Source organism: Kitasatospora sp. NPDC051853, from assembly GCF_044452665.1.
In the GTDB taxonomy this organism is placed as follows: domain Bacteria; phylum Actinomycetota; class Actinomycetes; order Streptomycetales; family Streptomycetaceae; genus Kitasatospora.
Genome location: NZ_JBITBY010000012.1, coordinates 169,118 through 186,078, shown reverse-complemented (window position 1 = coordinate 186,078; position 16,961 = coordinate 169,118). Strand labels below are relative to the sequence as shown.

At 73.9% G+C, this 16,961-nt stretch carries 8 protein-coding genes; 5 read left to right on the top strand and 3 right to left on the bottom strand.

Annotated features, from left to right (window positions below):
• The first annotated feature begins 2 nt into the window (after positions 1-2).
• The 3 genes from ACIA8O_RS31105 (at position 3) to ACIA8O_RS31095 (ending at position 11,571) form a co-directional block, all read left to right on the top strand.
• Positions 3-8,741, top strand: a complete 8,739-nt coding sequence (locus tag ACIA8O_RS31105; protein ID WP_396297322.1) for a hypothetical protein — start codon at positions 3-5, stop codon at positions 8,739-8,741.
• Between the two features lie 555 nt (positions 8,742-9,296).
• The gene (locus ACIA8O_RS31100; RefSeq protein ID WP_396297321.1) at positions 9,297-10,382 is read left to right on the top strand and encodes a Fic family protein; all 1,086 of its coding nucleotides are present in this window, start codon (positions 9,297-9,299) and stop codon (positions 10,380-10,382) included.
• Between the two features lie 466 nt (positions 10,383-10,848).
• Positions 10,849-11,571, top strand: coding sequence for a DUF6426 family protein (locus ACIA8O_RS31095; RefSeq protein ID WP_396297320.1), 723 nt, complete (start codon positions 10,849-10,851; stop codon positions 11,569-11,571).
• A 55-nt stretch (positions 11,572-11,626) separates the two neighbouring features.
• Here ACIA8O_RS31095 and ACIA8O_RS31090 read toward each other — a convergent pair whose 3' ends face one another.
• Entirely contained in the window at positions 11,627-12,622 is a 996-nt protein-coding gene (locus ACIA8O_RS31090; protein ID WP_396297319.1) for a helix-turn-helix domain-containing protein, read from the bottom strand.
• A 200-nt stretch (positions 12,623-12,822) separates the two neighbouring features.
• On the opposite strand from ACIA8O_RS31090, the gene ACIA8O_RS31085 reads away from it, so the two are divergent.
• Entirely contained in the window at positions 12,823-13,263 is a 441-nt protein-coding gene (locus ACIA8O_RS31085) for a hypothetical protein (RefSeq protein WP_396297318.1), read from the top strand.
• Positions 13,264-13,388: 125 nt separating this feature from the next.
• Positions 13,389-14,810: a condensation domain-containing protein gene (locus ACIA8O_RS31080; protein WP_396297317.1), complete on the top strand. Its 1,422-nt coding sequence runs from the start codon at positions 13,389-13,391 to the stop codon at positions 14,808-14,810.
• A 42-nt stretch (positions 14,811-14,852) separates the two neighbouring features.
• On the opposite strand, the gene ACIA8O_RS31075 is transcribed toward ACIA8O_RS31080, so the two are convergent.
• Positions 14,853-15,884, bottom strand: a complete 1,032-nt coding sequence (locus tag ACIA8O_RS31075; RefSeq protein WP_396297316.1) for a FecCD family ABC transporter permease — start codon at positions 15,882-15,884, stop codon at positions 14,853-14,855.
• Entirely contained in the window at positions 15,881-16,945 is a 1,065-nt protein-coding gene (locus tag ACIA8O_RS31070) for a FecCD family ABC transporter permease (protein ID WP_396297315.1), read from the bottom strand. Before ACIA8O_RS31070 ends, ACIA8O_RS31075 begins: the two co-directional genes overlap by 4 nt.
• Between the last annotated feature and the right edge of the window lie 16 nt (positions 16,946-16,961).

Genomic DNA, 16,961 nt, shown 5'->3' with positions numbered 1-16,961 from the left:
CGATGGCCGTCGAACTCCCCGAGCCCCTCCAGTGGGTGCTCCTGCTGCTGGCCGGCTGCCGCTGGCCCGAAGCGGACGAGGACCTGCTCCGCGACATGGCCGAACGCTGCCGCGACGCCGCCGCGGACCTGACGGACGCCACGGGGAGTTCCGACGCCGCGGTCAAACGCGCGCTCGACGGACAGCAGGGCCCCGCCGCCGAGGCCCTGGCCGCGTACTGGGCCCAGTACGCCACCGGGAAGGGCACCCCCGAGGAGCCCGGCTTCCTGCCCGGCGCGGTCAACTCGCTCAACGGCATGGGCGACATGCTGGAGCAGATCGCCAACTCGGCCGAGACCGCGAAGATCCAGATCATCGCCCAACTCGGCATCCTCGCCTTCGAGATCGCCACTGCCGAGGCCGAGGCCCCGTTCACGGCGGGCGCCTCACTGCTCCAGGTGCCCGTGATGGTGGCGGCCAGCCGCACGGTGGTCAGCACCATCCTCAAGACCCTGCTCAAGGAAATGATCGAGATGGCGGCCAAGCAGGCCGCCCAGATGGCCGCGATCAACCTGCTCGCCCAGACCATCCAGATCGCCGAGGGCCACCGCAAGGGCCTCGACATGAAGGAGCTCGGCCAGAACGCGCTCGGCGGCGCGGTCGGCGGGGCCTCCGCCCACCTCATCGGCAAGGGCATCGGCGGAGCCGGCGCCAAGCTCGGCGCGGAACGCGCGCTCAACTCCACCGTCGGGAAGGTGGCCACCGGCGCGGCGGTCGGCGTCGGCGCGGACGTCTCCACCCAGCTCATCACCACCGGCAAGGTGGACAGCGAGTCCCTGCTCGGCTCCGGCCTCTCCGGCGGTGCGGGCGCGGGCCTGCACGCCGGCTCCTCGGCGATCAAGGGCCACCTCAACGCCCCCAAGGCCGGCGACCTCCCGCACGTGGACACGGCGGGCACCCGCTCCCTCGACGGCGACGACGGCCGGCCCACCTTCGCCAAGCCCACGCCCCGCTCGGTGGAGGGCAGTTACCACGGCCCGAGCGGCGAGGGCGGCGGTGGTAGCGGCGGCGGTTCGACCAGCCGATCGCTGGACGGCGGCAACGGCTCCACCTCGGGGACAGGTACGGGCACGGGCACGCACGGCACGATCGAGGGCCGGCCGAGCAGCAGCCCCGGCACCACCTCGGGCGAGTCGCGGGTGAACGGCCTGACGCCGTTCGGATCGAGCCGCTCCCTGAGTGAACCCTCGTCACCGACGTTCTCCCGCACGGAGGTCGGCCGGCACACGCCCGCCGCCGAACACACGGTGAGCGGCACGACGCGCTCCCTCGACCCCACGGCCCAGCACTCGGTGCCCGCGGAGCCCACCCAGATGCACGCGGCCGTGCCGCGCCAGGAGTCGGTGACCACCCGCTCGGACTCCCCCGTCACGACCCCGCGCGAGCAGGTCCAGGCGCACGAGCCGACCCTCCAGCGCAGCCACTCGGAGCCGACCCTCCGTCAGGACCAGCCCACCACCGTCCACGAGCCACAGCTCACCCGCACCGACAGCACCCCGGTCACGGCCCACGAGCCCGCCCTCCAGCGCAGCCCCGTCGAACCGACGGTCCGCCAGGAACCCCTGCTCACCCGCACCGACAGCACCCCCGTGACACCCCAGGAGCCCGTCCTCCAGCGCAGCCACTCGGAGCCGACCCTCCGTCAGGACCAGCCCACCACCGTCCACGAGGCACAGCTCACCCGTACCGACAGCGCCCCCGTGACGTCCCAGGAGCCCGCCCTCCAGCGCAGCCCCGTCGAACCGACGGTCTCTCACGACCCGGGCCCTCGCCCGTCCGTGCAGGAGAGCACGCCCCAACCGGTCCACCAGCCCGTCGCGGAACGCGGCAGCTCCGAGACCACCGTGCAGCGGCAGGAGCAGCCGGCCGAGCCGACCGTCTCCCGGCCCGCCTCGCCCGTGCACGAGCAGTCCGTCCCCACCCCCGCGCCCGTCGCACACACGGCCACCCCCGTACGCGAGTCCCTGACCGAGTCCTCGGACCTGTCGTCGCAGCAGCGCGTCGGCTCCCCCTCGGTCCCCAACCTCGCGGGGGCCCTCGGCGGTGGTCACACCACCCTCGACGGCGGCACCCGGATCTCCGGGGGCCAGTCGCCCACCCGCAACGAACCGGAGCCGGTGGTGACCGGCCGGGTCACCCCCGAACCCTCGCCGTCCACCACCTCCCAGAACCCCGCCGTCACCCCGCCGGCCCCGGGCGGCTTCGTCACCGGACCGGTCGGCGGCCACGGCACCGGAACGACCGGCAACCGGGGCGGCGGTAACACCCGCCCCGCCGAACCGACCCCGGCCCCCTCCCGGCCCACCACGCCCACGACCACCCCCACCACCACGCCCTCCGGCGGCTCCCTCAAGCCGGGCCCCGAGCGCACGCCGCGCCGCCCCGCGCCGACGGACGATCAGGTGTACGACGGCTTCCGGGAGTTCATGGGCCGGGTCGATTCCGAGGCCCCCGCCACCCCGGCACCGACCCATGCCCCGGCCCAGGAGCACCAGCCGGCGAAGACCGCCGAGGAGACCCCGGCGACGACCACGACCACCAACTCGACCGCCACCCCCGAGACCACCCACGTCCCCCCGGCCGCCCCGCCCGCCACCTCCGACGCCACCTTCCCGCCGCCCGGCCCCCGGGTGCCGGTGACCGGCGACGGCCTCTGCCTGCTCAACTCCCTGGCCGTGAGCGCCCCCGGGCTGCCGGGCACGCACGGCACGGGCGCGGTGAGCCCGTCGCGGCGGCTGCAGTCGGCGGTCGACCGGCACTTCACCGACCTGCCCCGGGACCAGTGGCCCCCGGAGGTGGTCGCCAACTACCGCAACCACCAGCTCGGCCGCCCGGACCTGACAGCGAACGAGTTGCTCGACTACCTCCCCCGGGACGTCCGGGACGGCTACGTCGGGATGCCGCTCGACGACCTGCGGCAGATCGTCGGCGACCACCTCGCCGAGAACACCCCGCCGCCCACCCCCGAGGAGCGGGACGCGCTGCTGCGGACCGTCCGCGACTGGCGCAACCGCTGGCTGACCACCGAGGGCGAGATGCTGCCCGCTGCGGCGGCCCATGCACTCGACCTCCGGATGCGGGTGCTCGACCACGACGGCATCCCGCTGGCGATCTTCGGCCCGCCCGACGGGCAGCAGGTGACGGTGTACCACCGGGGCAACCACTACGACGGCAGCGAGCCGCCGCCCGTCCACGCACCGGCGGTCCCCCCGACTCCCAACCCCACCCCCGAGGTCAAGGCCGAGGACCCCACCGCCGAGCAGAAGAAGGACGAGCCCACTCCCCCGAAGGACCCCGCCCCCGAGGTCAAGGAACCCGAGACCAAGGAGCCGGAGGCCAAGGAGCCGGAGGTCAAGCCCGAGGAGCCCGGCGAGAAGCCCGCCACGCCCCCCGAGGCCGAGCCGAAGACGCCCGCCGCCGAAACCCCCGGCCCCCGGCCGATCGCGGGCAACGACCTGGTGGTCGGCCTCACCGGCAACGAGGCGGCCGTCCGGCAGAAGGTGATCGACGTCCTCACCGGCGTCGTGCCCGGTGACCGCGCCGCCGCCCGGGCGTTCGCCGACGCCCACTTCGGCCCGGCGACCCTGCGGCCGATGCTCAGCGCCCTCTCCCGGGGCGAGACCTGGACGGTCCCGCTCGACGGCAACGGCTGGAGCGGCAGCATCAAGCTCCGCGGGGAGGTCACCGAGTCGACCCACCTGCGCACCGAGAAGATCGAGTTCGAGAACGGCGCCGACCGCACCGTCGCCCTCGGCGGCGGCCGGGACTCGCAGTGGCAGTTCAACATCGGCGTCCAGACCCGCCAGGCCGGTGCGGGCGCCGAGGGTGCGGAGCTGGCCTCGTACTTCCACGACCGCGGCCAGGGCGAGGTCAACCTCGACCTCGGCGGCATGGTGGCGCGCTCCAAGACCTCCGAGCCCGCCGACGTGTTCGAGACCAAGATGGCACTGGAGCTCGACTTCGGCTCGCTGCGCCACGACCACCAGCCCGTCACCACCGACTCCTCCGGCAGGCACACCGAGAAGGTGGACCTCAGCCTGAACGTCGCGGTGCCGCAGCGGCCCGACGGCGACGCGGTCGGCGAGCTGCGCACGCCCCCGCAGCGCCTGCTCGACGGCCGGGTCGGCGGCCAGGAGATCGTGCTCGACCTCTCCCCGCACGGTGGCGGCCCCAGCGGCAAGCAACCGGTCGAGGCGCTGCTCGACCAGGTGGAGAAGGCGGCGCAGCAGGAGTTCGGCAAGAACTGGCCCGCGATGCGGGAGAAGGTCCTCTCCGAGGTCGACTTCCCCCGGCTCCAGCGGGACTTGAAGAGCATGACGGCCGGTGAGCCCAGCACCGTGACCCTCAAGGACCGGCACGGCAGGACCATCGGCTCGGTCGAGATCAGCGCGAAGGTCGGCGACCTGCGCCAGACCGGCACCACCAAGGAGACCGAGTTCAACATCGGCACCTCCGTCCAGCAGGTCCGCAGCACCGCGAGCAACCGCGGCAACGCCGGCCAGTTCGGGCTCGCGGGTGCGCTGCGGCCGGGGCCGGCCCTGTTCGGCGGAGGCGGCGCCGGGCGGCTCGGGCGGGACCACGTCGAGATCTCCGGTGACAGCCGGACCTCCCAGCTGACCAGCAAGTCCAAGGTGCCGGGCGTCCGTTACGAGGGCCCGGTGCAGTTCGAGATGACCTTCAACGGCAAGCCCGAGACCCACACGGCGGGCACGGCGGACGTCAAGCTCCTGGTCGACCGCGCCGACACCACCACCCCCGCCCCCAAGACCGAGGACACCACCCCCGCACCCAGGACCGACGAGAGCACCCCCGCGCCCACCCACGAGGTCACCAGCCCGCCCGACTCGGTCTGGCGCGGCGGCAACGGCCGCGGCGGCCTCGGCGAGACCGTGGTGGTCCGCGACCTGGAGAGCACCGCCGCGCTGCGCCAGGCGGTGGACGCCCAGGGCCGGGAGCGGTTCGGCAAGGACTGGGACTCCGTCAGGGAGCAGGTCCTGCAAGGGTTCAGCCAGCCCAACCTCGCCGCCAAGCTCACCGGCATGACCCGGGGCGAGCCGCTGGAGATCAAGATCCCGGGCAAGGAGGACCTGGTCGTCACCGCGACCGCCCGGGTCGACTCGATGACCTACCGCCGTGAGGACGGCAAGGCCGAGCTCAACACCGTGAACGAGACCGGCAGTTTCCACGTCGACCGCCAACTGCTCTCCCGCACCGCCCTCGTCAACGGCCAGTTCGGCGGCACCGTCGCCCGCCCCACGCCCGGCGCCCCCGGCGCCGACCTGATCGGCGGCGTCAACGGCCAGCAGCGCGACCGGGCCGGTGCGCAGGGGCGGCAGGCCGACCGGGTGTACGCCAACGGCAAGTACTCGGCGCCGCAGGTGATCTACGGCGCCGGGCTGACGGTGGACGTGCACTTCGGCCGGCCCGGCGAGATCTCCGGCGGCAAGTCCGACACCTCGGCCCCGCTCAAGGTCGAGGTCGGCCTGGACGCCCGGGACACCGTCAAGGTCCAGGCGCCGCGCACCGAGGACGGCACGGTCGACTTCAAGCGCCCGGCCGAGCCCGCCGGGGGGAGCAAGCCGCCGGCCGAAGGGGTCAAGCCGGCACCGCCGGAGGCGACCCACCTCGCGCCCCGCCGGATGCGCGAGCAGCACGAGCTGAACGCCTCGTACGTGGTGCACAGCCTCAACGGCGCCGACAAGGTGCGCAGTTCGGTCGAGGACGCGGTCCGGAACAAGTACGGCGAGCCCTCGGACGAGGTGAAGCAGAAGCTCGACGCGTCCCTCGACCGGGTCGCGCTCAAGACCAAGCTCTCCCAGCTCACCCGCGGCGGGCAGATCACCGAGACCGTCTCCGGCACCACCTGGAAGGCCGAAGTCACCGTCGCCGCACGGCTGCAGGACTCGACCTACCACTCCAAGGCGGACAAGTACGAGTTCGAGTCGGGCAGCCGCTCCTCGCGCGGACAGGGCAACCTGCGGGACGGCCGCGAGCGCCTCGACGGCGGCGGCCTGCTCCGGATGCGGGCCCCGATCGTGGACGTCACCGGTGGCTACACCTACCGGATGGACCGCACCTACGGCCACGGCTCCGAGACCGTCGGCTCGGCCTCCAACCGCGGCAAGCACGTCGAGCCGGCCGTCTTCTTCGACGTCAACACCGCCTACGACGTGAAGGTGGAGTTCACCCGGCTCGGGGTGAACGACGGCACGCACGTCCAACAGGTCGACACGGTGGCCCGGGTGGCCGTCCCGACCCGCGACGCCGAGCCGGTCTCCGGCCCGGTCGACCGGCCCACCACCACCCAGCCCAAGGGCTTCGTGGAGGGACGGCGCCTCGACTCCTCCGCGATCGTCACCGACGTCCACGCCCTCCCGGACCCGACCCCCGCCAAGGCCGACACCACCACGGACGGCAAGGCCCCGGCCACCCCCGCCCCCCGGCCGACGCTGGGCGAATCGCTCCTCACCCAGGTGGAGTCCGGCTGGAAGCCGAACTCGCTGCTCCCCTCCTTCGGGAGGTCCGACGGCGGGCCGAAGGTGGGGAGCAACCCGTTCGGCAGCGACTGGCCGGGCCTGCGCACCAAGCTGGACGCCGAGCTCACCCCCGACAAGCTCCAGGCCCGGCTCAAGGGCATGACCGCCGGCGACGAGATCGTGGTGCACCACGGCCGCACCACCGTCCGGGTCGGCGCCGTGCTCCGCGACCGGATGGAGCACCTCGGCGACTCCGGCACCACCGAGTTCAACACCGGCACCGACGTCCAGCGGACCTTCGCGGACAGCAAGGGCACCGCCCACGGGCACCAGGGCCTGCTCGGCGTCACGGCCGCGGTCCCGGTCCCGAACACGCCCGTCTCGGTGACGGCCGGTCTGACCGGCACCGGCGGCCGCGGCCAGGAGCACACGGACGGCAGCACCACCAGCACCTCGGCCGGTTCCGCCACCAAGGCCAAGCTGCCCGGCAGCGCCTACCGGGGCGAGGCGGAGCTCCAGTTCACCATGACCAGGCGGCCGTTGATCGGTCCCTCGGTGCACCAGCAGCGCACGGCGGCGATCGGCTTCGAGACCATCGTGGAGACGGGCGAGACCGTACCGGTCGGCAAGCCCGCCACCGAGGACGCGACGACCGCCCCCGCGAAGCCGCCCCGGACGCTGTCACCCGACGCGCCCGCGACCACCGAGGTCCGCGTCCCGCCGGAGCGGGTCTGGGAGGGCGGCCTGAAGGACGGTGACGTGCTGCGGTTCCTCGGCGACGTCGGCGGGGTGCAGGACCTGGCACGGCTGCGCGGCCCGGAGTTCTTCGGCAGGAAGACCTGGGACGAGATGGCACCGCTGGTCGGCGGGGCCACCTCGCACAGCCAGCTCTCCGCGCTGTTCACCACCGCGACCCAGGGCACCGAGGTCTCCGCCACCGTCCCGACCAAGCGGATCACGCTCGGCGGCGGCAAGGGGGTCGAGGTCGGCATGAAGATCGTCTCCCTCGAACACCTGGACACCGACAAGGCCTCGGAGTCCAGCCCGGCCAACTCCCTCTCCTCCGGCACCGTCCACTCGGACCCGTCCGCCAAGAACGCCGGCGCCCAGGGCCTGGTCGGCGCCCGGATCACCGGGGACGTCACCCACAACCCGGCCCTCACCGGCGGGGCCCAGCGGTTCTGGCGCGAGGGCGGCACCCACGGCGACGCCGGCCAGGTGATCGCCAACGGCAAGTACCCCGTCCCGATGGCCCGTTACCAGGGCCACGCCGAGGTCGAGCTGACCCTCTTCGACGGCAAGCAGAACCCGGTCAAGGAGACCGGCATCATCCCCTTCACCGTCGACGTCCCGCTGGCCGACACCACCAAGGTCGACCTGCCGTCCGACTCCTACCTCGCCTTCACCCCGGACCACCACGGCGGCGAACTCCGCTCCACCGGCGACTCCGGCCTGCTCGACGACGTGCACCGGACCCTGTCCGGGGGTGACGGACCGTTCGACCACACCACCGCCACGCCCGCCGAGCGCGAGCGGCTGCTGGGCACCCTCCGGGTCGGACAGGCCGCCTACGGCGGGGAGTTCACCACCGCCACCGAGAGCGGCACCGCGCACGTACGGGCCGCCGACCGGCTGGTCCAACTCTCCGGCGGCTCCTCGACCGCCACCTCCGCCCTCCTCGGCGACCTGCTCGGCAAGCCGTCCGGCACGCCGCTCAAGGGCGAGGAGCTCCGCCAGGTCCTCGACTACGTCGAGCGGAAGTCCGCCCAGGGCCCCGTCACCCTGGACGACCTGGTCGCCGGGGCCCAGGACGGCTGGCCCGCCCAGGACCCGTACGACGTCCACCGGGAGACCTGGACCGACACCGGCCCGGCCAACGAACTGGTCACCGCCGCCATGGCGGAGGCCGCGGCCGCGGCCCGCCCCCTCCTCCAGGAGGGGCTCCCGCCGGTCGGCAAGCTGCACCTCACCGTCTCCGGCGAGGGCCCGGGCCTGCCGCTGCGTCAGTCCTTCGACCTCACCGGCGACCCCGAGCAGCAGCTGCGCACCATCGAGGAGTCCACCTACCTGGGGCCGGGCAACCGCCCCACCGAGGTCGGCGTCCGCCTGGCCGCCTCCCCCGAATCCGGCCGGGCCTGGGACTACCGCATCACCGCCCGCCCCGAGGGCAGCCGCGAACTGACCGTCCGCCGCCCCCTCCCCGCCGCGGAGGAGCCCCAGGAGTGACCCGGAACCGGCCCGCGCGGCGACCGGCACCCGAGGGAGCCGGAAACGATCAAGCCACTCTCGGACTCGGCCCCGTGTGCGCCGCGTGATCGCGATCGGCCACCGGCGGCGGGGGCCGATCGGCACACCACTCCTTCACCGGCCCTCCACTGAAGCTTCGTCAGCACCCGTCCCATGGCCGACCGCCGCCCCGGCGCCGGAGCCGCCCGGAGCGACCCGACACGGACCGTGACACTCCTCGCACCCCGCCAGCGAGGATGCAGACGCGGTGGCTGAAATTCATTCTGGCTAACATCGGGCGCCTCTGCCAGTGTTTCCGCCGCACCCCCGGACAGCCTGGCGAACCCGGCGGTGGACGGCCCGTGGGGCGAGAACGCCTCCTGGCTCCAGGACCCGTGCTGACGCCCCGTCACGCCCCGGTCGCAACCTCCGTCGTCCCGACACCTCACCCGGGGGGAAGAAGACCATGCACGTGACGCAGACCCTCGGCGTGCACTCCACCGCGTACGTGAACGCCACCGAGCCCACCGGCGCCGTGCCGTCCACCTCCTGCTGATGGACGACCGCTCCACCACGACGGCCGTGCGGTGGGTCCTCCCCGTCGCACCGCCGCTCGACGCCGCCGCCGTCCCGCCCGCCGACCGCCGGGCCGCGCTCGACGCCCTGGCCGAACTGACCACCGCCGTCCGCGCCCACCTGACCAACCCCGACCTCTTCCACCGACCCCGGCTGCGGCCCAAGCTCCACCTCCAACGCACCGCCGGCATCGCCCCGGAACGGCTGGCCGAACTCCTCGCCGCCGCGGCCGAGACCCGCACCGCGGCCGGCCTGGCCGCCGTCCACTCGGTCCGCGCCGAGCTGCACGAACACCCCGGCCGCCGCCCCTGCTTCACGCCGGAGTCGCTCGCCGAGCTGCACGACATGCTGATCCAGGGGGACCCCAACATCACCCACCCGGGCGGCTTCCGCCAGGGCACCTCCACGGTCACCTGGCCCGACGGCGAGAAGTTCACCATCGCCACCGCGGCCGGCCCGCAGCTGCGGCAGCGGATCGCGCACTGGTACCACTGGGGCACCCGCACCACCGCGCACCCGCTCGACGCGGCCGCGCTGGCCATGGCCGGACTGCTGACGATCCATCCGTTCCCCGACGGCAACGGCCGGATGGCCCGCCTGCTCGCCCAGTGCGACCTGGTCGGCGCCAACCTGCTGCCGGGCCTGCTGCTCGACCTGGAGGCCTGGTCCGAGCAGCACCACGCCGCGCACGACACCGCGCTGGTCGCCGCCGCCGACGGCGACCTCACCCGCTGGGGCTCGCTCTTCGCCCGCGCCGTCACCGAGACCGCCCGCCACCGCACCACCACCGTCACCGCCTACGGCGCGGTCCTGGACGCCGCCCTCGCCCGGGTCACCGACGACCCCGCCGCCATGGCCGTCCTCACCCACCTCCGCGCCGCCCCCGCGGTCTCGGCCGCCTCCCTCCGCGGCCACCTCCCGTTCGACCCCCGGCCGGCCCTGGGCCGCCTCCGCACGGCCGGCATCCTCGCCGACCACCCCCGCCTCCCCGGAGCCCTCCACCACCCCCGGCTCCTCGAACTCCTCGACACCCCGTACAGCCCCACCACCCCCGAGACCGGCTGATCCCCCGTCAGCCGCCGGAGGCCGTCGCCCCCCAGGCGACGGCCTCCACCCCTCCGACACGGCCCGGCACGAGCCGAGCCCACCCGGGCCCGGGCCGACCGTTCACGGCTGCCCCGACCTCACTGATCCGGCCGATGATCAAGCCACTTCTCGCCCCCGGGTCCGTGTACGCCGTGTGATCGCGACCGGTCACCGGCGACCGGCGCCCCGCCTTCACCGGCCCTCCACCGAAGCTTCGTCAGCACCCGTCCCGTGACCGGCGATCGCCCTCCCCCCGGGAGGCCCGGCACGGACCGTGACACCGGCCGTGCCGCATGAGCGGAAATGTGGGAGCGGTGTCCGAAATTCATCCTGGTTAACGTCGCACGGCTCTGCCAGTCTCCTGGGTCGAGGACCGGTGCTGACGACCCGTCATGCCCCGGTCGCGACCTCCGTCGTCCCGACACCTCATCCAGAGGAGAACACCATGGAACTCAGGAAGTTCGCGGCGGCTGCCGCACTCGGCACCACCGTGCTCACCGTCGTACCGGCCCTCGTCGTCCCGCAGGAGGCCGCCGCCGGCTGCTGGGGCCCGTCCTACTCCGACTGCACCCCCGACGACCCGGGCCCCGGCGACTCGTTCGGCGGTGACGGCTACGCCAGCATCAGCTTCGGAGACGTCGGCGACTGGCTCTCGGGCGGCCAGTCGGTCGTCATCACCGGGCGCAGGGAGCAGGCCGTCGACTACCCCGGCGACCCGTACCGCCCGGCCGAGTACTGGGGCAGCGGCAGTGGAGGCGGTGGAGGCGGCGGCGAAAGCGTCTTCGGCGGCCACGGTCTGACCGTGGGTGCCGTCGTCCTGGGTGCGGGCCAGACCTGGAACGAGCGCCAGAACTGCTACAAGAACCCCAACGACGTGCCCACCAAGATCAACCAGAGCGTCAGCTACCAGGTGTCCTACAAGGGCAGTGCGAGCATCTCGGCCAAGGCGCACGAGATGCTCACCGTCCACATCGGTGCCGAGATCAACACCTCGAAGACCCTCACCTACGCCCTGGAGATGACGCTCAACCCGGGGCAGACCTGGGCGCTGAACGTCGAGTACCAGACCGTCGCCTACGCGGTCAGGACGGCGAGCTTCGGCGTGTACACCACCGAGTACCTGAACGTCACCAAGCCCACCGGCACCGTGTCGTTCACCTCCTGCTGACACGGGCCCGCACCGCCGCCCGACGTGCCGGTCGGACCGGTCGGGCCGGCCGCCCTCAGTCCCGGCCCGCCGGCCCGCTCCCGCCGGGGCGGAGGTGCTGCTGCCGGTAGTCCCGGGGCGCGCAGCCGTAGGCCGCGCGGAAGGCGCGGCTGAAGTCGGCCTGGTGCCGGAATCCCCAGCGGACGGCGACGGCGCGGATCGGCAGGGCGGCGGCGCTGTGGTGGGCGAGGTCCCGGCGGGCGTGTTCGAGGCGGCGGCTCCGGATCCAGGCCGCCACGCTGGTCCCGTCCCGGTGGAACAGCCGGTGCAGGTAGCTCCGCGAGATGTGGTGGGCGGCGGCGACGGCCGTCGGCGTCAGTTCGGGGTCGTGGAGGTTGTCCCGGATGAAGGCCTTGGCCTGGAGCAGCAGCACGTCCGGGCCCGCCCCGGCGGCCGGACCGTCCTCGAGCGAGGCCGTGAGGAGCGCGGAGACCACCTCGGTGATGATCGTCGAGAGCCGGGGGCCGTCCGGGCTCCGGTAGCCGTCCGCCTCCCGGACCACCTGATGGAGCATCCGGGCCAGGATGGCTCCGTATCCGTCGCCGGCCGGCAGCGGACGTGCCGCCAGCCTGGTGACCCCCTCGACGGACAGCGGCAGGCGGTCGCGGGGGATCTCCAGGCTGATGCCGGAGTGGGTCACGCCGGCCCGGACCGGCCGCACCTCGAAGGGCCGTGAGGTGCTCAGCACGTACAGGCTGCCCGGCGGACAGGTGAGTCCGGTACCGGCGTGCGTGATGTCCACCGGCCCGGTGAGCGGGAGCGCGAGGTGGACGGCCTCCGGGTCGGAGAGGCGGATCAGCCTCGGGGTGCGGCGGATCCGCGCCGGTTGGAAGGCCGCCGGCCAGACGGTCACCCCGCCGAGCGGGATGAGGCGGTGCGAGGCCTCGAAGACCCCCGGTTGGCAGGCCGTCACCTCCATCGGAGCGTGCGCCCGCCGCACCAGGTCCCGCCAGCGTTCGAACTGCTCCTCCGGAGCGAGGTTGTGCCGCCGGTGCACGGTCTGCTCAAGCACGGTCCCCCCAGACCCTCGCCGCGTCGTGCGTGCCGAACCACCGTGGCAGCAGTTCAACGAATCGTCAACGTCCCTTCGGTGGAAGCCCGTTGGGGTCGGTGGACGCTGGGGAAAATGCAGTGCACGGTACGCCAACGACACCCGGGCGACGGGGCGGCAGGGTGGTGGCCACCTGCCAGTCCCCGACCCGGGAGGACCGAATGTCCCTCAGCAAGGTGCACAAGTTCCTGGCCACCGCGGCCGCCACGGCCGCGCTCGCCGGTGCCGCCGTCGTCGCCGCGCCGGCCGCCCAGGCCGCCGGCTACGGCTGCTCCGGCAGCCATGTCTGGTCGGGCACCGTCTACGCCCTGAACGGCAGCGCGGCCGGCACCGTCCACACGTACTACGACGGCACCTACAACTGCTCGTCGTTCGTGAAGTCCGCCTACTACGGCACCCCGACCTACACCAACATCGCGATCCAGAACGGCAACGACCAGTACTGGAACTGGTCGGACGCCTCGATCCAGCAGTACAAGTACTGGGCCGGACCGGCCAAGGTCTACGCCCCGGGCCAGTGCGTGCGCGAGCGCGTCGTGGAGTACGACCCCTCGGTCAACCTCTTCGTGGACTACTACTCCCCCTGGCACTCCTGCTCCTGACGCCGCGTCACCCGCTCGGCCGATGCGCGTATCCGATGGCCCGGCGGACGCGTTGGCAGTGCACCCGTTCGGCGGGGCGGCACGCAGCCGCCCCGCCGGCACCGACAGCAGCAGAAGAGGGCGGCATGCTCCAGATCTCCGTCGACGACTCCGAGATCGGCCCGGGTGAGGCCCACCGCTGGCACCTGGTCCCGCTGACCGGTGCCGACGGCCCCGCCCCCCGCCGGATGACCGGTTACAACCAGGCGAAACATTTCACCGTCGCCCAGTACGCGCAGAGCGTCGACGCACCGGTCCGGTCCTACGTCGCGGCGAGCTTCGAGCTCCCCGGCCGGGTGGACCTGGACGCCCTGGCCGCCGCGCTGCTCACCCTGGTGCACCGTCACGAGGTGCTGCGGGCGGTGTACCAGCCCCTCGCCGGGGACCTGGGCTGCGAGGTCCTCACCCCCGACGAGGTGGCCCTCAAGCACGTCTACGAGGGCCCGTTGGAGACGCCCGAGGAGGTCACCCGCCACCTCCACGAGGCGTTCCGGGAGGTGGACACCCTCTCCTGGCCGCTGATCACGACGGGCGCGGTGGTGCGGCCGGAGTCGACCACCGTCTGGTTCTCCTGCGACCACCTGGTCACCGACGGCCTCTCCACCGCGATCGCCGTCAACGACGTCACCACGGCCTACCGGAGCCTCACCCGCGACGGGGCCGCGCTGCCGGACGCCCCTGCCGCCACCGACGCCACCGACGACGGGGGTCCGCGGCCGGGAAGCTACCTCGAGTTCGGCCGCGGCGAGCGCCGGGCCAACCGGGCCATGCGGGCCGACGACCCGCGGCTGGACTACTGGCGGGCGTTCCACGAGCGCAACGGCAGCCTCTTCCCGCCCTTCCCCCTCGACCTCGGGGTCGAGCCCGGGCGGCTGTACGCGCCGGTGACCAGCACCGAACGGCTGCTGACCGCCCGGCAGATCGAGGAGTTCGGCGCCGCCTGCCGCGCCTCGGGCGGACGGCTGTCCATGGGGCTGCTCGCGGGTCTCGCGGTCGCCCTGCGGCAGCTGGGCGGCCCGGCGGACCACCGCGCGCTGATGCCGGTCAACGAACGCGGCCGGGGGGTCTACGCGGAGTCGATGGGATGGTTCATCAACACCCTGCCGATCGAGTTCGCCGTCGGGCCGCGGGCCGGCCTCGCCGACGTGCTCCCCGCCGCCGAGGACGCCTACGGGCGGGCGCAGGCCCATGCCGCGGTGCACTTCGTCAAGGCGTGGAAGCTGCTCTCCCCCGCCCAGTACGCGAGCCTGCGCTACTGGCCCTACGCGGTGAACTTCTTCTCCTACATGGACTGCCGCCGGCTGCCCGGCGCCGACCGGCACGCCGCCCAGCGGGCCAGGATGCACGTCTGGGTCTCCGGCTGCAACGGCATCCTGCACTGGCTGCACCGCACGGACGAGGGCCTGTTCGTCAACACCATCCATGCCGACACTCCGGTGGCCCGCACCACCAACCGGGCACTGCTGGACCGTTTCACCCGGGTGCTCACCGACCTGCCGCCCGCGTGACGCCGGCCCCCGGCGGCTGGTCGCCCGTCAGCTGGTCGCCCGTCAGCGGCGGCGCCACTGACGGGCGATCAGCCAGACCAGGTAGAGGCCGCCGACCACGCCGGTGAGGACGCCGACGGGGAGTTGGGTGGGGGCCAGCAGGCGTTGGGCGGCGAGGTCGCTCAGGGCCAGCAGCACCGCGCCGAGCAGGGCGGAGGCGAGCAGGTTGGGGCCGGTGGCACGGGTGAGGCGGCGGACGGCCTGGGGGGCGATCAGGGCGACGAAGGGGATCGGGCCGGCCGCCGCGGTGGCGGCGGCGGTGAGGGCCACGCCGACCAGGACCACCCCCGCGCGGACGGGTTCGGCGCGGATGCCGAGGGCGGTGGCGGTGTCGTCGCCCATCTCCAGCAGCCGCAGCGAGCGGCCGAGGACGAGGGCGGTCGGGAGGAGCAGCAGCAGGACGACGGCCAGCGGGCCGCAGTGCTCCCACCCCCGGGCGTTGAGGCTGCCGGTGAGCCAGACGGCCGCGCTCTGGGCATCGGTGAAGGAGGCCCGGGCGATCAGGTAGGCGTTGAGGGAGGCGAGCAGCGAGCTGACGCCGATGCCGACCAGCACCAGGCGGTAGCTCTGGGCGCCGCCCTTGCGGGCCAGCAGGTAGACGGCGGCCGAGGTGAGCAGGCCGCCCGCCACCGCTCCTCCGGCGACGGTCGCCGCGCTGCCGCCGATGACCAGGATCACCGCGAGCGCGCCGGTCGCCGAGCCGACCGTGAAGCCGATGACGTCCGGGCTGCCGAGCGGGTTGCGGGCCAGGGTCTGGAACAGCGCCCCGGCCAGCCCGAGGGCGGCGCCGACCAGCAAGGCGGTCAGCACCCGGGGCAGCCGCAGCTCGGTGACGACGTACCGGGTGCCCTTCGGCCCGGAGCCGAGCAGCGCGTCGACCACGCCGGAGGCCGGGACCGGGAAGTCACCGACCGTCAGGGCCCAGACGGCGCAGGCGAGCAGACCGAGGGTCAGCAGGAGGCAGACCGCCATGGCGCGCGGGTGCAGCCGGAGCGAGAGGCCGCGCGGCAGGCGCAGCGAGGTGGGGGTGTTCACAACTGGGCGATCCTCCGGCCCCGGACCAGGGCGATGAAGAGCGGGGCGCCGAGGAAGGCGGTGACGACGCCGACCTGGAGTTCGGCGGGGTGCAGGGCGAGCCGGCCGAGGATGTCGGAGCCGAGCAGCAGGACGGGGGCGAAGACGGCGGAGAGCAGCAGCACCCACCGCTGGTCGGCCCCGGCCACGTACCGGGCGAGGTGTGGAACGGCCAGGCCGACGAAGGCGATCGGGCCGACGGCGGCGGTGGCCGCGCCGCACAGCAGGGTGATGGCGAGCAGGCTGAGCAGCCGGGTGCGCAGCGGCCGGGCGCCGAGGGCCTGGCCGGTCTCGTCGCCGAGGGCGAGGGCGTTGAGCGGGCGGGCCAGCGCCAGGCAGAGCAGCGCGCCGACCGCCAGGAAGGGCAGCACCTGGCGGAGCACGGCGGCGTCCAGGCCGCCCAGGGTGCCGACCTGCCAGAACCGGAAGCGGTTCAGGGTGAGCGGGTCGAGCAGGATCAGGCCGTTGACGAAGGCGGTGAGCACCGCCGTGACGGCGGTGCCGGCCAGGGCCAGCCGGGCCGGGGTGGCGGAGGCCCGGCCACCGGAGCCGAGCAACTGGACCACCAGGGCGGCGATTCCGGCCCCGGCGAGGGCGAACCAGACGAAGGAGTGGAAGCCCCGCAGGCCGAACAGCGCCGTCCCGGCCGCCACCGCGGCCGCCGCGCCGCCGTTGACGCCGAGCAGGCCCGGGTCGGCCAGCGGGTTGCGGGTGACGGCCTGCATCAGGGTGCCGGCCAGGCCGAGCGCGGCGCCGATCACGACGGCGAGCAGGGTGCGGGGGATCCGGGCGTGGTGGACCACGATCCAGTCCTCGTCGGTGGGCTGACGGTGCAGCAGCACGTCGACGACCCGGGCGGGCGGCACCCAGCGGGCCCCGACGGCGATCCCGGCCAGCATCAGCAGCGCGAGCAGGACCAGCCCGCCGAGCAGCCAGCCGACCCGCCGCCCGGTGGACTGCCCTCGCCGGGTGGCCGCCTCCCGCCGCAGCGGGGGCGGGGCGGTGAGGGTGTCGGTGCTCATGGGGGTCCTCAGGAGG